General features: G+C 64.6%; 13 protein-coding genes. 7 read left to right on the top strand and 6 right to left on the bottom strand.

Annotated features, from left to right (window positions below):
- Positions 1-22: 22 nt before the first annotated feature.
- Entirely contained in the window at positions 23-826 is an 804-nt protein-coding gene (locus LB564_RS08010) for a glycosyltransferase family 25 protein (RefSeq protein ID WP_224536435.1), read from the bottom strand.
- A 203-nt stretch (positions 827-1,029) separates the two neighbouring features.
- Between LB564_RS08010 and LB564_RS08005 the strand changes: the two genes are divergently transcribed.
- The 3 genes from LB564_RS08005 to LB564_RS07995 all read left to right on the top strand — a co-directional run bounded on the left by LB564_RS08005 (position 1,030) and on the right by LB564_RS07995 (position 4,914).
- Entirely contained in the window at positions 1,030-3,537 is a 2,508-nt protein-coding gene (locus LB564_RS08005; protein ID WP_224536433.1) for a heavy metal translocating P-type ATPase, read from the top strand.
- A 42-nt stretch (positions 3,538-3,579) separates the two neighbouring features.
- Positions 3,580-3,972, top strand: a complete 393-nt coding sequence (locus LB564_RS08000; protein WP_127277847.1) for a DUF305 domain-containing protein — start codon at positions 3,580-3,582, stop codon at positions 3,970-3,972.
- Positions 3,973-4,068: 96 nt separating this feature from the next.
- Positions 4,069-4,914, top strand: coding sequence for an aldo/keto reductase (locus LB564_RS07995; RefSeq protein ID WP_224536431.1), 846 nt, complete (start codon positions 4,069-4,071; stop codon positions 4,912-4,914).
- A gap of 1 nt (position 4,915) precedes the next feature.
- On the opposite strand, the gene LB564_RS07990 is transcribed toward LB564_RS07995, so the two are convergent.
- The 3 genes from LB564_RS07990 to mutS form a co-directional block, all read right to left on the bottom strand.
- Positions 4,916-5,470, bottom strand: coding sequence for a TetR/AcrR family transcriptional regulator (locus LB564_RS07990; RefSeq protein WP_224536429.1), 555 nt, complete (start codon positions 5,468-5,470; stop codon positions 4,916-4,918).
- A gap of 64 nt (positions 5,471-5,534) precedes the next feature.
- Positions 5,535-5,999, bottom strand: a complete 465-nt coding sequence (locus LB564_RS07985) for a DUF1348 family protein (RefSeq protein ID WP_140706535.1) — start codon at positions 5,997-5,999, stop codon at positions 5,535-5,537.
- A gap of 81 nt (positions 6,000-6,080) precedes the next feature.
- Complete coding sequence (gene mutS, locus LB564_RS07980; RefSeq protein ID WP_224536427.1) at positions 6,081-8,813, bottom strand: DNA mismatch repair protein MutS; 2,733 nt, start codon at positions 8,811-8,813, stop codon at positions 6,081-6,083.
- A 162-nt stretch (positions 8,814-8,975) separates the two neighbouring features.
- On the opposite strand from mutS, the gene LB564_RS07975 reads away from it, so the two are divergent.
- Positions 8,976-10,157, top strand: a complete 1,182-nt coding sequence (locus tag LB564_RS07975; protein ID WP_224536426.1) for a glycosyltransferase — start codon at positions 8,976-8,978, stop codon at positions 10,155-10,157.
- A gap of 133 nt (positions 10,158-10,290) precedes the next feature.
- Complete coding sequence (locus tag LB564_RS07970; protein ID WP_224536424.1) at positions 10,291-12,570, top strand: NADP-dependent malic enzyme; 2,280 nt, start codon at positions 10,291-10,293, stop codon at positions 12,568-12,570.
- A 21-nt stretch (positions 12,571-12,591) separates the two neighbouring features.
- On the opposite strand, the gene LB564_RS07965 is transcribed toward LB564_RS07970, so the two are convergent.
- Positions 12,592-13,620, bottom strand: a complete 1,029-nt coding sequence (locus LB564_RS07965) for a LysR substrate-binding domain-containing protein (RefSeq protein WP_224536421.1) — start codon at positions 13,618-13,620, stop codon at positions 12,592-12,594.
- Here LB564_RS07965 and LB564_RS07960 point away from each other — a divergent pair.
- Both LB564_RS07960 and speB read left to right on the top strand, forming a co-directional pair.
- The gene (locus tag LB564_RS07960) at positions 13,619-14,722 is read left to right on the top strand and encodes a polyamine ABC transporter substrate-binding protein (protein WP_224536417.1); all 1,104 of its coding nucleotides are present in this window, start codon (positions 13,619-13,621) and stop codon (positions 14,720-14,722) included. The two genes, LB564_RS07965 and LB564_RS07960, sit on opposite strands and share 2 nt — an antisense overlap.
- Before the next feature lie 48 nt (positions 14,723-14,770).
- Entirely contained in the window at positions 14,771-15,730 is a 960-nt protein-coding gene (speB, locus tag LB564_RS07955; RefSeq protein WP_140706528.1) for an agmatinase, read from the top strand.
- Between the two features lie 13 nt (positions 15,731-15,743).
- Here the strand turns inward: speB and LB564_RS07950 are convergent, their stop codons facing one another.
- Positions 15,744-16,442 carry an antitoxin Xre/MbcA/ParS toxin-binding domain-containing protein gene (locus LB564_RS07950; protein WP_224536414.1) on the bottom strand — a complete coding sequence of 233 codons (699 nt, stop codon included), beginning with the start codon at positions 16,440-16,442 and terminating at the stop codon, positions 15,744-15,746.
- Between the last annotated feature and the right edge of the window lie 188 nt (positions 16,443-16,630).

Here is a 16,630-nt window from a genome sequence, read left to right as displayed (position 1 = left end):
TGCCGTCAATCCCGCAAATGCCCTAGTCGTTTGCCTCGACTGGAGCGAGCGGAACGACAATCCGCCGCCGCAGCCTGCAGAAATCCGCGATCTGCCGCGTTGCCCGCCGGGCCTCCCTGCGGATCCGTGCGATAGCAGGTATCCTGTGCCCATTGGCGAGCCCGCTTGCCACCCACTCGGCCTCCCGTCCCTGGTCGAGCAGGCTCGGCAAGCTGTTGCCCACGAACTGCTCCTGCGCACAGAGGGCCGGGACAAGCTGGTAGATCGTTTTGCCCGCCGACGTCGCGAGTGCAGGGTCGAAGATGAGATTGTCCACCGCCACGTCGACGTCGCAGGTCGCCTCGAGAAGGGCGCGTGCCGCTTGCCTGGAGAGCAGATAGCCCCCGGTTCCGATATGGTTCTTGCGGAGCCTGAACACCGAAAAACCGTGGCCCACGGGTATTCTCTCGCGCTGGATCACGGTCGTGTGGAAGAATGTCTCGAGCTTGACGATATCGGTGTCGGCCGGAATCCAGTCCGTATCGGCGAGCAGTGCGCCGGCCCTTGCGGAAAACACCATGTCGTCCTCAAAGATAGCGCCAAAGGGGGCGTCGTCTTGCGCGATGATCCTCCAGCAGGCGCGATGGCTATGCAGGCAAGCGATCTCGCTGCCGGCGAGGCGCCGCACCGCATGCGGTGAATTCTGACGCTGCGGCACTAGGTCTGGATGATCCCTCGCATCGATTGCGGCAATCCGCTCAAATCCGAGGCCGATGCGCGCAAACTCCGCCGTCATATGGGCAAGCCGGTCCGGGGATCGATCGAGATTTATGACCAGGCGCTTCATTGTCGATCGGGATCTGGCGGGATGAACGTGACGCGGTGAGCAACATTAGAAAGCGCGTTTTTAGCACGGCCGGTGCCTTTGTGCAGGGGCATTCGACCGATTTCACGGGCCCGAAATGCGGAAAATCAAAACTGCCCTTGACCTTCCAGTTACTGGAAGCACTACCTCGGGCTCGAAGCAGTGACATCAAGGCATTTTTCAGAATGACGCATCCAGATCACGATCATCACACGCATGGCTCGCATGGCGGCTGTTGCACGCCGAAAGGCGCCGCCGCGAATGCGGTTTTGCGCGATCCGGTCTGCGGCATGACCGTGGATCCAGCCGCCGCCAAGCCGACATCCGGGCATGGCGGCCGCCTCTATCATTTCTGCAGCGAGCGCTGCCGTTCGAAGTTCCAGGCCGAGCCGGAAACCTACCTGACGGCCACCGACCCTGTCTGCGGCATGAGCGTCGACCGTTCGACGGCGAAACATTTCGCCCGTCATGAAGGCAAAGGCTTCTATTTCTGTTCCGCCGGTTGCAAGGCGAAGTTCGAGGCTGCGCCGCAAACCTATCTCGGCGACAGGCCGGCTCCGGCGCCGGTGCCCAAGGGCACGCAATATACCTGCCCGATGCATCCGCAGGTCATCCGCGACAAGCCCGGCTCCTGCCCAATCTGCGGCATGGCCCTCGAGCCGATGGGCGTGCCGACAGGCGATGAAGGGCCAAATCCCGAACTGGTCGATTTCACCAGGCGGCTCTGGGTGAGCGCGGTGCTGTCGGTCCCGCTGCTGATCGTCGCCATGGCGCCTATGGTCGGCCTGTCGCTCGAAGGCCTGGTCGAGGATCGCGCGAAGGTCTGGATCGAACTGGTGCTGGCGAGCCCCGTGGTGCTCTGGGCCGCCTTCCCATTCTTCCATCGCGGCTGGGAGTCGATCCTCAACCGCAGCCCCAATATGTGGACGCTGATCTCGCTTGGCGTCGGCGCCGCCTATCTCTACAGCGTCGTCGCCACGCTCTTCCCGGACATCTTTCCGCATCAGTTCCGCGGCCATGGCGGCGCGATGCCGGTCTATTTCGAGGCCGCCGCCGTCATCGTCGCGCTGGTCTTCCTCGGCCAGGTGCTGGAATTGCGCGCCCGCGAAAAGACCGGATCGGCGATCCGCGCCTTGCTTGACCTCGCGCCGAAGACCGCGCGGCGGATCGCCGAGGACGGCTCCGAGAAGGATGTAGCGCTGGACGAGGTCAAGACCGGCGATCGCCTGCGCATCCGTCCCGGCGACGCTGTCCCGGTCGACGGCATGGTGCTCGAAGGCCGCTCCTCCATCGACGAATCGATGATCACCGGCGAACCCCTGCCGGTCGAGAAGGCCGAGGGCGATGCCTTGACCGGCGGCACGCTCAACAAGAACGGCTCGCTGATCATGCGCGCCGAGCGGATCGGCGCCGACACCACGCTGTCGCGCATCGTCGAACTCGTCGCCAAGGCACAGCGCTCGCGCGCGCCAATCCAGGGCCTGGCCGACCGCGTCTCGTTCTATTTTGTCCCCGCCGTCGTCCTGGTCGCGATCGCCGCGTTCATCGCCTGGGCGGTCTTCGGCCCCGAGCCCAGCCTGATCTTCGCCATCGTCTCGGCGGTTTCGGTGCTGATCATCGCCTGTCCCTGTGCGCTGGGACTCGCCACGCCGATGTCGATCATGACCGCCACCGGGCGCGGCGCGCATGCCGGCGTGCTGATCAAGGAGGCCGCCGCGCTCGAACGCTTCGCCTCCGTCGACACGCTGATCGTCGACAAGACCGGCACGCTGACCGAGGGCCGGCCGAAATTGACCGATGTCGTTGCCACGACGGGCTTTTCCGAGGACGAATTGCTGGGGCTGGCGGCGAGCCTGGAGAAGGGGTCCGAACACCCGCTGGCCGAGGCCATCGTCGAAGGCGCGGGCCAGCGCGGCGTGAAGATTGCGGAGGCCGGCAGCTTCGAGGCGGTTACCGGCAAGGGCGTTTCCGGCACGGTGTCGGGCAACAAGGTCGCGCTCGGCAACGCCGCGATGATGCACGACCTCAGCATCGACATTTCCGCGGTCCTGCCCAGCGTGGAAACGTTGCAGGGCAATGGCAAGACGGCGATGTTCGTTGCTGTCGACGGCAGACTGGCCGGCATCGTCGCCGTCGCCGACCCCGTCAAGACGACCACGGCCGAGGCGATCAAGGCGCTGCATGACAGCGGGCTGAGGATCATCATGGCGACCGGCGACAATGAGCGCACGGCCAGGGCGATCGCTGGAAGCCTCGGCATCGATGAGGTTCGGGCAGGTCTCTTGCCGGAACAGAAGGCAGCGCTCGTCGAGGAACTGCGCGGCAAGGGCGCTGGAGTCGCCATGGCCGGCGACGGCGTCAACGATGCGCCCGCGCTCGCCGCCGCCGATGTCGGCATCGCCATGGGAACCGGCGCCGACGTCGCGGTCGAAAGCGCCGGCATCACCTTGGTCAAGGGCGACCTGAACGGCATCGTCCGCGCCCGCACCCTGGCCCGGGCGACCATCGGCAACATCCGGCAGAACCTGTTCTTCGCCTTCCTCTACAACGTGCTTGGCGTGCCGGTCGCGGCCGGCGTGCTCTATCCGCTCACCGGCACGCTTTTGTCGCCGATGCTGGCGGCGGCGGCGATGAGCCTGTCCTCGGTCTCGGTCATCGCCAACGCATTGCGGCTGAGAACGTTGAAACTCTGAGTTTAACCCCCAGATACGAAATCCAACCCACAGGAGATCTGAATGACCTTGGCTAAAAAACTCGTGCTGCTGCTGATGGCGGCCGGAATGCTGCTTGCCGTCTTCCTCGAAAGCGTGCCGGCGCAGAGCGAGGAGATGAAGCACGACATGGGCGCCATGGCCATGGGAGCGGAAAGCCCTTCGACAGCGGGCTACAAGGCGGCGATGGACAAAATGCACACCGACATGATGGCCTCGCAATATACCGGCAACGCCGATGTCGATTTCGTCCGTGGCATGATCCCGCACCATCAGGGCGCCATCGACATGGCCAAGGTGGAGCTTGCCAATGGCAAGGATCCCGAGATTCGCAAACTGGCCGAAGGCGTCATCGCCGCGCAGGAAGCCGAAATCAAGCAGATGCAGGATTGGCTTGCCGCCCATCCGGTGAAGTAGGCATCTACGGCCGCAACAGGAGAATCCGGGCTCCATTCTGGATTTCTCCGTACGCTCGTGATGCCATGCGCCTCGACTGCCTACCCAGGAGCCCTCATGCCCACAACGATAAGAACCACCAAGCTGCCATCGGGAGAAGCCGTCCAGGTGCTCGGACAGGGCACCTGGAAAATGGGCGAGGATGCCCGCCGTCGAGCCGGGGAGGTCAATGCCTTGAAGCTTGGGCTGGACCTTGGCATGACGCTGATCGACACCGCCGAAATGTATGCCAGCGGCGGTGCCGAGGAGGTGGTGGCCGAAGCCATTGCCGGGCGCCGCGACGAACTCTTCCTCGTCTCCAAGGTGCTGCCGTCCAATGCCTCGCGAACCGGCGTGCCGGCGGCTTGCGAGAAAAGCCTGAAGCGCCTGCGCACCGATCGCATCGATCTTTATCTGCTGCACTGGCCGGGCAGCGTGCCGTTGGCCGAGACGGTCGAGGCCTTCGAGGGGTTGAAGAAAGCCGGCAAGATCCGCCACTGGGGCGTCAGCAATTTCGACACCGACGAGATGGAGGAGCTGGCAGGCCTCGTCGCTGGCGGCAACGTCCAGACCAATCAAGTGCTCTACAATCTGTCGCGGCGCGGCCCCGAATTCGACCTTGCGCCATGGAGCCGGGAGCATGGCATTCCGCTGATGGCCTATTCGCCGGTCGAGCAGGGGAGGCTGGCGCGCAATGCGAGGCTGGAAGCCGTTGCCCTCCGCCATGATGCCACGGCCGCGCAGATCGCGCTTGCCTGGGTGATGGCGCAGCCTGGCGTCATCGCCATTCCGAAAGCCAGCAGCCAGGAGCATGTCCGCCAGAACGTCGCCGCGCTCGACATCAGACTGACGGCTGAAGACGTCGCCGAACTCGACCGCGCTTTTCCACCACCGACCCGCAAGCACGGGCTTGAGATGATCTAGTCTAGACGAGCGCAGCCCGCGCGCGCCGCAGCGCGCGGGAAAAAACCGCCGTATCGTCGAAGGCACGCGCCAGCACCAGCGCCCCCTGGATGGCGCCGACCGTTTCCTCGGCGAGGTCTTGCGCCTGGGCAGGGCCGCGGCCGCCGCGGGTCAAGGCTTCGGCAAGATGCGCCACCCAGCGGCCGAAATAGCTTTTGATCGCCTTGGCGAAAAGGTCGCGGGATTCATCCAGGGCGAAAGCGCCGATGAGACACACCCGGCGCCCCGAACGGAAATAGGCGTCGGTTGCTTCGAACATGCGGTCGATGCCCGCGCGGGGGTCTTGATTGTCGCGCAGCGGCACGAAGACATTTTCCTCGAACCAGCCATCTATATGGGCAATGACCGCCGCCGCCATCTCTTCCTTGCCGCCGGGAAAGAAGTGATAGAGGCTGCCCTTGCCAAGCCCCGTCGCCGCACCGATCAGCGTCAGGCTGGCCCCCTCGTAGCCATGCTCGCGGAAAATCTCGCCGATGCTGGCGAGCAGGTCGGCGCGATCGGGCGCGATCCTGCGCATGTTACTCTTTCCGCTTGAGCATGATCTTTGCCGAAAACCGCGACACACTTTTCGGGATCATGCTCTACAGGCCGAGTTCCGTCAGGCCAGGATGATCGTCGGGCCGACGGCCGAGCGGCCAGTGATATTTGCGTTCGCTCTCGATGATAGGCACGTCGTTGATGCTTGCGACGCGACGGCGCATCAGTCCGGCCCCGTCGAACTCCCAGTTCTCATTGCCGTAGGAGCGGAACCAATGACCGCTGTCGTCGTGCCATTCATAGGCGAAGCGCACGGCGATGCGATTTTCGTTCCAGGTCCAAACCTCCTTGATCAGCCGGTAGTCGAGCTCGCGTGCCCATTTGCGCTGGAGAAAGCCGACGATCTCGCTTCTGCCGGTGACGAATTCGGCGCGATTGCGCCAAACGCTGTCCTCGGTATAGGCGAGTGACACCCTTTCCGGATCGCGGCTGTTCCAGGCGTCCTCGGCCAGCCGCGCCTTTTGCGCGGCTGTCTCGGCGGTGAACGGCGGCAATGGCGGACGGCTCATCCGAATCTCCCTGTCGGTCACAATCGACAGACATTGTACCGAACGGTACAATTAGTCAACAGCGAGTGGAAGCTTCAAAGCCTATGGCTTGGTCGCCAAACCCTTCAGCCGGTAGAGCGCTTCGAGCGCTTCCTTCGGCGTCATATCGTCGGGATTGAGGTCGCCGAGCGCGGCGCCCACCGCATCGCTCTTCACCGGCTTCGGCGCCTCCCGCTTCACCGCCACCGAAAACAGCGGCAGGTCGTCGACCAGCCGGTTGGTCTTGCCGGAAACTTCGCCTTCCTCGAGCTGGTGCAGCACCGCCTTGGCCCGGTCGACCACCGCTTCCGGCAGGCCGGCGAGCCGCGCCACCTGGACGCCGTAGGAGCGGTCGGCCGCCCCCTTGCCGACCTCGTGCAGGAAGACGACATCGCCTTCCCATTCCTTGACCCGCATTGTGACGTTATGAAGCCGCGCCAATTTGCCGGCGAGTGACGTCATTTCGTGGAAATGGGTGGCGAAGATCGCCCGGCAGCGGTTCTTCTCGTGCAGATACTCGACCGCCGCCCAGGCGATCGACAGGCCGTCGAACGTAGCGGTGCCGCGACCGATCTCGTCGAGGATCACCAACGCCCGTTCGCCGGCCTGGTTCAAGATCGCCGCCGTCTCGACCATCTCGACCATGAAGGTCGAACGGCCGCGCGCCAGATCGTCCGAGGCGCCGACGCGGGAGAACAGCCGGTCGACGACGCCGATATGGGCGCTCCGCGCCGGCACGAAGGAGCCGGTCTGGGCCAGGATCGCGATCAGCGCGTTCTGCCGCAGGAACGTCGACTTACCACCCATGTTCGGCCCGGTCAGCAGCCAGATCGCGCCGTTCTTGGCACTGCCTTCCGGCGACAGGTCGCAATCATTGGCGACGAACGGGCCTTCGCCCGAACGGCGCAGCGCCTGTTCGACCACCGGATGCCGGCCCCCTGATATCTCGAAGGCAAGGCTGGCATCCACGACGGGCCGGCACCAGGCCTCGCTTTCCGACAAAAGCGCAAGTGCGGCCGACACGTCGAACACGGCGAGCGCGTCGGCGCCGGCGCGGATCGCCTCGGCCGCGCCGACCGCTTCCGCCGTCAGCGCGTCGAAGGCGGCAAGCTCGATGCTCAATGCCCGGTCGGCGGCATTGGCGATCTTGGTCTCGAGTTCGGCGAGTTCCGTCGTGGTGAAGCGCATGGCGTTGGCCATGGTCTGGCGGTGAATGAAACGCGCCTTGGCGCCATCGCTGCCGGTCATGATGGCATGATGGTTGGCGGTCACCTCGATGTAGTATCCCAGCACATTGTTGTGCCGGATCTTCAGCGAGCGAATGCCGGTCTCCTCGATCAGCGAGCGCTCCAGCCCGGCGATCACCTTTCGCGACTCGTCGCGCAGTGCCCGCATCTCGTCGAGTTCGGCATGGTAGCCGCCGCGAATGAAGCCGCCGTCGCGTTTGAGCAGCGGCAGTTCCTCGCCGAGCGCCTGGGTGAGATGCTGGGCAAGTGCCTTGGGCAGCGCCTGAATTGCGGCCATCGCATCAGCCAATTCTTGGGGCAGGGTGGTGGCGGCAAAGATTTCGGCGATGGCACCGGCGGCCTCGAAGCCGGCGCGCAGCGCGCCGAGGTCGCGCGGACCGCCGCGGTTGAGCGCCAGCCGGGACAGGGCGCGCGGCATGTCGGCGACGCTCTTCAGGCTCATCCGCACTGACTGGCAAAGCCGCACCTCTGAGCGGAAGAACGACACCGAATCCAGCCGCGCGACAATCGCCGCCGGATCGGTCAGCGGCGCCATCAGCCGGTCGGCGAGCAGCCTTGCGCCGCCACCCGTCACCGTGCGGTCTATGGCCTTGAACAGGGAACCTTCCCTGCTGCCGGACAATGTCCGCAGCAGCTCCAGATTGCCGCGTGTCGCCGGATCGATGAACAGGGTCGAGCCCTGCTCCTCGCGCTCGGGTCGCGACAGCGGCGGCCGCTCGGCCTTTTGCGTCTTCTCGACATAGGCGATGGCGCCCGATATCGCCGACAGTTCGGCACGCGAAAACGTGCCGAAACTGTCCGGTGTCGCGACATCGAAGAAGCGTGCGATACGCCCCGTGGCCGAGGCCGAATCGAACAGCGACGGCGGCTGCGGGTTGGCGACGCGGCCGAGCACGTCGAACACCGGTTTCAGTTCGGGATCGTGGAACACGGGCTCAGCGACGATCAGTTCGCGCGGATCGACGCGGAAGATGTCGGCGAGCAGCCGGTCGGCGGTTGTCTCGGCGACGCGGAAGGCGCCGGTCGAAATGTCGATCCAGGCAATCGCGAAGCTGTTCTCACTGCCCCCCTTCACCCGCCCCAGCGCCATCAGGAAGCTCGATTCCGACGGCGCCAGCAATTTGTCCTCGGTGATGGTGCCGGGCGTCACCAGCCGCACCACGTCGCGGCGCACCACTGATTTGGAGCCGCGCTTCTTGGCCTCGGCCGGATCCTCGATCTGCTCGCAGACGGCGACGCGGAATCCCTGGCCGATCAGCTTCTGCAGATAGTCGTCGGCCGCGTGCACCGGCACGCCGCACATCGGAATGTCGTGGCCCTGATGCTTGCCGCGTTTGGTCAGCACGATGCCCAGCGCCCGGCTCGCCTTCTCGGCATCCTCGAAAAACAGCTCGTAGAAATCGCCCATGCGGTAGAACAGCAGCGAATCCGGGTTGGCCGCCTTGATCTCGATGAACTGCTCCATCATCGGGGTGACGGCGGCAGCGCCGGGCTGCGGCGGTGTCATCACCTCGGGGGCGTCGGTCTCGGCGGGCGTGTGCATGTTCATGCCGGCACGCTAGCAGATGTGGCCGGACGGTTTAATGCCGGCGGTTCGGAAAACGGGGGACGACGGGCGGTTGCGAGGGTTTTGCACGATCACGCCAGGCGCGCTTGCGGCAAGCGGATGCCAGGCTTTATGGTTGTCTCGGGACGAATGGGCGGGATTGCGGTGGATCAGGACAGGCAGGAGACTTTCGACGAGATGGTCGGTCCTGTCGGATCGACGATCGAGCGCCTCTTGCTTTTGGCGACGCGGCGCGCCCATCGGACCGCCAACAAGCTGAGGGTTTCGGCGCGAAAGCGCTTTCCCTTTATCCTTCCCACCCGCGGCCCCCTGGCCGATCTCGACGGCGGCATCGAGATGTCGGCCCACATATTCAGTCGCGATCCGTTGGTGCTCTATATGCCGGTTGGCGGGCCTCGTCCCCTCCATGCGCTGGCGGCCATAGGCCGGCGCCTGGCGGCGTGTCGCGCCACCTTCCTGCTGATGCCGATGTGGACCATGGAGAGGCCGGCGATCGTCGCCCAGATGGGCCGGGATCTCGCCTGGTACGCCGAGCGTTTCCCCCGGCATGAGACGATATTCCTGTGCAATACCGAGGAGGAGCGCCGTCTGATTGCCGCGGTCGGCGGCAACGCCATATTTTCCAATCACAATCTGATGATATCGGAAGATGTCTTTCGTCCGCTGCCGGATGTGCCGGTCGAATTCGATGCCGTCTACAATGGCCGCATCTCGCCGATGAAGCGCCATTACCTTGCTTTCGAAATCGAGCGCCTGGTCCACATCACCTATTCGATCGGCGAATTGACGCCTGCCGGCGCCCGCGCCTTCACCAGGCGTCTCCAGACACAATCGCCCCTCCACCGTATCGCCAATCCGCTCGTGGACGGTCTCGCCGGAAGATTGACGTCGGCTGAAGTCAACCGCGTCTACAACCAGGCCGCCGTCGGACTCTGCCTGTCGGCCGTCGAGGGGGCGATGTATTCCTCGATGGAATATCTGATGGCCGGCTTGCCGATCGTCAGCACGCCGAGCCTCGGCGGCCGCGACGTGTATTTCGATCCCGATTATTGCATCATCGCCGAACCGGAGCCGGCGGCCATTCGACGTGCCGTCGAGACATTGCGCGACCGGGCCATACCGCGCGCGGAAATCCGCCGCCGGACGCTGGCGAAGGTTGACGCCCAGCGCCAGGAACTGATGGTCTTCCTGTCGGCGCTTCTGCGGCGCAAGGGCAGCAGCGCGCCGCCCATCGAGACATGGCCGTTCTCTGGTACCGAAGGCCTGATGCGGTGGGGAACGGTGCGGGAAATTGCCGCCTCGGTCCGCCAGCCGACATCGGACTGATCCCTGGATATTTCGCCCGCCTGCGTCAAGATCGCTTGTCGGTTTACAGCGGCGGCGTGTAGCCTTAATCCGGAACGTCAAAAACACGGCACCCGCCTCAAGGGCGCCACACCGGCGAGGAAATCAATACATCATGGCCAGGAAAACCGAGAACAACGGTCCGTCCGTCAGCGCGCAGGAGGCGCTGGAATTCCACGCCATGGGCCGGCCCGGCAAGCTGGAGATCGTCGCCACCAAGCCGATGACGACGCAGCGCGATCTCAGCCTTGCCTATTCGCCTGGAGTGGCCGTGCCGGTGCGCGCCATCGCCGAGGACCCATCCAGGGCCTTCGACTATACGACCCGCGGCAACATGGTCGCCGTCATCTCGAATGGCACCGCGATCCTGGGGCTGGGCAATCTCGGCGCGCTGGCCTCGAAGCCGGTGATGGAAGGCAAGGCGGTGCTGTTCAAGCGCTTCGCCGATGTCGATTCTATCGACCTCGAGGTCGACACCGAGGATGCCGACGAGTTCATCAACTGCGTGCGCTTCCTCGGTCCCTCCTTCGGCGGCATCAATCTGGAGGACATCAAGGCGCCGGAATGCTTCATCATCGAGCAGCGCCTGCGCGAACTGATGGACATACCGGTTTTCCACGACGACCAGCACGGCACCGCCATCATCTCGGCCGCCGGCCTGATCAACGCGCTGGAGATCACCGGCCGCGACATGAAGACCACGAAGATGGTCTGCAATGGCGCGGGTGCGGCCGGCATCGCCTGCATCGAGCTGATGAAGGCGATGGGTTTTTCGCCCGAAAACATCACCTTGTGCGACACCAAGGGCGTGGTTTTCCAGGGCCGCACCGAGGGTATGAACCAGTGGAAGTCGGCGCATGCGGTCAAGACCGAGGCGCGTTCCCTGGCCGAAGCGCTCGACGGCGCCGATGTCTTCCTCGGCCTCTCCGCCAAGGGCGCGCTGACCACCGCCATGGTGCAGTCGATGGCAAAGAACCCGATCATCTTCGCCATGGCCAATCCGGATCCAGAGATCACCCCGGAGGAAGTGGCCGAGATCCGCACCGACGCCATCATGGCCACCGGGCGTTCGGACTATGCCAATCAGGTCAACAACGTGCTCGGCTTCCCCTACATCTTCCGCGGCGCGCTGGATGTCAGGGCCACCACCATCAATGACGACATGAAGATCGCCGCCGCCCGCGCGCTCGCCGAACTGGCGCGCCAGGACGTGCCCGACGACGTCGCCGCCGCCTATCAGGGCAACCGCCCGAAATTCGGTCCCAACTACATCATTCCGGTGCCGTTCGACCCACGCCTGATCTCGGCCATCCCGATTGCCGTGGCCAAGGCGGCCATGGATTCGGGCGTCGCCCGCAAGCCGATCCTCGACCTCGACCGCTACGCGCAGGAGCTTTCCGCCCGCCGCGACCCGATCGCCTCGACGCTTCAGCGCATCTACGACCGCGTGCGCCGCCAGCCCAAGCGCATCGTCTTCGCCGAGGGCGAGGAGGAGCAGGTGATGCGCGCCGCCGTCTCTTATGTGAACCAGCGGCTCGGCACCGCGATTCTGCTCGGCCGCGACGACGTCATCAAGGAGAACGCCAGGCACGCCGGCATCGACTTGAACAAGCAAGGCATCGAGATCATCAATGCGCGCCTGTCGCGCCGCAATTCGATCTACACCGACTATCTCTACGAACGCATGCAGCGCAAAGGCTTCCTGTTCCGCGACTGCCAGCGGCTGATCAACAACGACCGCAACCACTTTGCCGCCTGCATGGTGGCGCTGGGCGACGCCGACGGCATCGTCACCGGCGTCACCCGCAACTACTCAACCGCGCTCGACGATATCAGGCGCGTCATCGACGCCAAGCCCGGCCACCGCGTCATCGGCGTCTCGATCGTGCTGGCGCGCGGCAAGACGGTGCTCGTCGCCGACACGGCCGTGCACGACATGCCCAACGCCGAGCAGATCGCCGACATCGCCGAGGAAGCGGCCGGCTTCGCCCGCCGCATGGGCTATGAGCCGAGGCTCGCCATGCTCGCCTACTCCACCTTCGGCCATCCGCAGGGCGAACGTTCCGAGCGCGTCCAGGAAGCGGTACGCATTCTCGACAAGCGCCGCGTCGATTTCGAATATGACGGAGAAATGGCCGCCGACGTCGCGCTCAACGCCCGCGCCATGGCGCAATATCCGTTCATAAGGCTGACCGGCCCGGCCAACGTGCTGATCATGCCGGCTTTCCACTCCGCCTCGATTTCGACCAAGATGCTGCAGGAACTCGGCGGTTCCACCGTCATCGGCCCGCTGCTGGTCGGGTTGAACAAGCCGGTCCAGATCGTCTCGCTGAACGCCAAGGACAGCGATATCGTGAATATGGCGGCGATCGCCGCTTATACGGCGGGGGCCTGAGGGTTCCCCGTGGCGGACGCCTCACTCCAGCCCCATCACCTGCTTGTGGCTGGCGATTTCCGACAAAAGCCAATCCCGGAACAGCCTGACGCTGGCTGAATTGCGGTTGCCCGGTTTCTGCCGCAGGCAGTAGCTCTGTGGAATTGCGTGGCGGATCGTGAAGGGCGCGACCAGCTGGCCGCTGGCCAACAGGTCCTCGACCATGATGTTGTCGGCTAGGGCCACGCCGCCGCCATTGACGGCCTCACGCACGGCGAGTGTCGGGTCGTGGAAGATCGGGCCGGGCTTCGCGTCCAGTCCGGCGAGCCCCTCCTTCTCGAACCATTCCTCCCACCACACCGTGGTGTTTTCGTGCAGCAGCCGGCAGCTTGCGAGATCGGCGGGTTTTCTCGGCGCATTCTTTTTATCGAGGAAGGCAGGCGAGCAGACCGGAAAGATGACCAGCGAGACAAGCGCAATGACCGAAGGGTCGCCGGTATCGACGGCAAACAGCACCCGCAGGTCAGCGCTCGGATTGCCGCCGCGGTTCTCGTCGTCGTGGATCGAGATGTCGAGTTCGCAGTCGGGATGTCGGTCGCGAAAGCGCGGCAAACGATCGGCGAGCCAGAGATTCATGAAGGTGGCGTTGATCGACAGCGAGGCGCGCCTGGCCTTGCGGCTTGTCGCCTGCTCGCCGGTTTCCTCGGTCGCATTCTCGATCTCACGAAAAGCCGCCGACAGCCGACGGGCGTAATGTGTCGCCTTCGGCGTCAGCGCTACTTGCCGGAAGCCACGTTCGAACAGGTCTATGCCCAGCGCCTGTTCCAGCAAGCGGATGTGGCGGCTCACCGCCGAAGGGGTGAGCCGGAGTTCGTCCGCCGCTTCCTTGAAGCTGCGCAGCCGGGCCGCCGCTTCGAAAGCCCTGATGGCATTTAGTGAGGGGAGCTTCATGGCTGGATGAGACAGCATCAGGTGAATTTTTGTCAACTGACTCGGGCCGAAAAGCCGTTTGTCCGGAAATGCCGCGTCCGTCAGCTTGTGGCCGTCGCCCTCTGCTGGAAAGCCGCCCATGCGCCTCCTTGCCCTGCTTGCCGCTTCGATGCTTTGCCTCTCCGCCTCCTCGCTTTGCGGCATGGCCGCCGCCGAGGACAAGACCGTCAACATCTTCTTCTGGTACGACTACGTACCGGCCGACACGATCGCGGAATTCGAAAAACAGACCGGCATCAAGGTGGTCTACGACACCTTCGATTCCGTCGACATGCTGACGACCAAGGCACTGACCGGAGGCTCGGGCTACGACATCATCATGCCGGGCGCATCGCTGGTCGGGCAATATGCCAAAGCCGGCGCCATCCAGAAACTCGACAAGGCCAAAATTCCGAATGCCGGGGGCCTCAATCCTGACATCATGGCATTCCTCGCCCGGCAGGATCCAGGCAATGTCTACGCGATGCCCTATGCCTATGGCACCACGGGGGTCATGTATAACCCGGCCAAGATCGCTGAACGCATGAAGGATGCGCCGGTCGACAGCCTCGACATGATCTTCAAGCCGGAGATCGCGGCCAGGTTCCAGGATTGCGGCATCGCCATGGTCGATTCGCCGGAAGGCGTGATGTCGGTCGCGCTGAACTATCTCGGTTTCGATCCGTTCTCCACCGACGAGGCCGAGCTACGCAAGGCGGGTGCATTGCTGGCCGCCATCAAGCCCTACATCAGGCATTTCAAGTCGGGCTCGATCATGAGCGAACTGGCAGCCGGCGACCTCTGCCTGGCGCTCGGCTGGAGCGGCGACGCAATCGGCGCCAATGCCAGGGCGGCGGAGACCAGGAACGGTGTCGAAGTGCGTTATTCCGTGCCCAGGGAAGGCACCGAGATATTCTTCGACGTGGTGACGATCCCGGTCGATGCGCCGCATCCCGAAAATGCGCATGCCCTGATGAATTTCCTGATGTCGCCGCAAGCCGGCGCCCGTTTCACCAACGCCACGCTCTATCCCAATGCCGTGCAGGCGGCGACGCCCCTGGTCGATGAAACCGTCCGCGACAATCCGAACATCTATTTCTCGAAAGATATTCTGAAGCGGCTGTTCGCCGCCCAGCCGCGCGACCCGAAATCGCTGCGTCTGGTCACCCGCCTCTGGACGAGTTTCGTCACCGGCACGAACTGAGCCGTACCGGCCAAACCTCCTCATTCCCTGAAAATGGACCTCGACAAAATGCTGCAGCCTCTTCCACGCGCCCGCGAAACCGACGACGCCGTCTTCGGCAAGCATATCCATGGCGGCTCGCACGAGCCGGTCTACAGCGGTGTGCTCTCCTTCATGCGCCGCCGGCTGAGCCGCGATCTCTCAGGCGTCGACGTCGCCATCTGGGGCATCCCGTTTGACGCCGCCGTCTCCAACCGCCCGGGCGCCCGTTTCGGGCCGCAAGGCGTGCGGCGTGCCTCGGCCATCCTCGAGGGCGATCCGCAATATCCCTTCCGGACCGATCCGTTCGAAAGGCTGGCGGTCATCGACTATGGCGATTGCGGGCTCGACTTCGGCAGGCATGACGACACGCCGCGGCAGATCGAGGCGCAAGCGAGCGAGGTCGTCGATGCCGGCGTCACGCTGCTTTCCATCGGCGGCGACCATTATGTGACGTGGCCGCTGCTTCGGGCGCACGCGAAAAAATACGGTCCCATGGCGCTGGTCCAGTTCGATGCCCATCAGGACACCTGGTTCGACGAGGACAGGCGCATCGACCATGGTTCGTTTGTCGCCAGGGCTGTTCGCGAAGGCATCGTCAGGCCGGACCGCTCCATCCAGGTCGGCATTCGCACGCACGCGCCCGAAACCTGCGGTCTGGAGATCCTTTACGGGGAAGATGTCGCCGAGCTTGGCGTTGCTGGCGTCGTCGAGCGGATCAAGGCTCGCGTTGGCGACGCCAGGACCTATCTGACCTTCGACATCGACTGCCTCGATCCGGCCCATGCTCCCGGCACGGGCACTCCGGTCGCGGGCGGCCTGTCTTCCCGCGAGGCGCTGATGATCCTGCGCCGGCTCGGTTCGCTCGACATTGTCGGTGCCGACGTCGTCGAGGTGGCGCCGGCCTATGACCACGCCGACGTCACGTCGATTGCCGGAGCGGCGGTGCTGCAGCACTATCTCGGCCTGCTCGCCGAACGAAAGGGCTGACCGCGCGCCGGCTTCAGCCCGGCGCAAACCCCCGCGCGGCCTCGACCACTTCCTCCGCCCGGTCCTGCCGCAGCAGGTCGATCGGAGTGCGGCCGTCGAGCTGCGCGGCGGGACGCGTCAGCCACAGCCATGCGAGCCTCGGATTGCCGATGAGCTCCAGCACGTCGCTTATCCCCGCCACCGGCCTGCCGTCGACGAACTGCGCCAGCGGGAAGACGTGCTTGCGGCCGCCCTTGCGCAGCGCGATGACGTCGCCGCGCCTTTGCCAGCGGTGCAGGGTCGAACGGGCGATGCGCAGGTTTTCTTCCAGATAGGTCGAGCCGGCGACGCGGCCGGCCCAGTCCTCGATCAGCATCGATTCGAGGTCGTCGGACTGGGGAAGCACGGGCAGTGGTTCGGCCTCCGCCGACAGCGTCGTCGTGCCGGTAGCGCCGGCTTCGCTGCGCCGCGCGGCTTCCGCCGCGAGCGCACGCACGAACTTGGAGGCAAGGCCGGGAAGGTCGGCATGAATGGCGTCGATGGCGCGCTGGTGCTTTGGCGACAGCAAGGTGACGGCGGACGCTATGCCGCCGGCAATCTTGCCGACCGAGACCATGGTGGGACCGTTGATGGCCTCGTCATAGTGGGCAAGCGCGCGCTCGACCTTTTCCGCCACCATGTCGGCGAAATCGTCCTGCGTGATGCCGGTCGTCTTGGTCTGAAATCTGGTCATGCATCTGTCTTTTGGGCCGCGCGCTCTCCTCCCCCAGCCGCGGCCGGTTGTTGAACGGCTACGGCTGAAAGTGGAAAGCGCGGCGACGACAGATGCAGCGACCCGACAGGTTGCTGTCCTGCATTGCTACACACCCCGATAAGCGAGCCGAAATGTCAGTCACGGCACGCTCTCATTTTCGTGTAGGA

It is taken from the genome of Mesorhizobium sp. ES1-6 (assembly GCF_020164775.1).
Taxonomy (GTDB): Bacteria; Pseudomonadota; Alphaproteobacteria; order Rhizobiales; family Rhizobiaceae; genus Mesorhizobium.
Note: the sequence above shows the minus strand (reverse complement) of the source record. Positions and strands in the feature narration are given on the sequence as shown.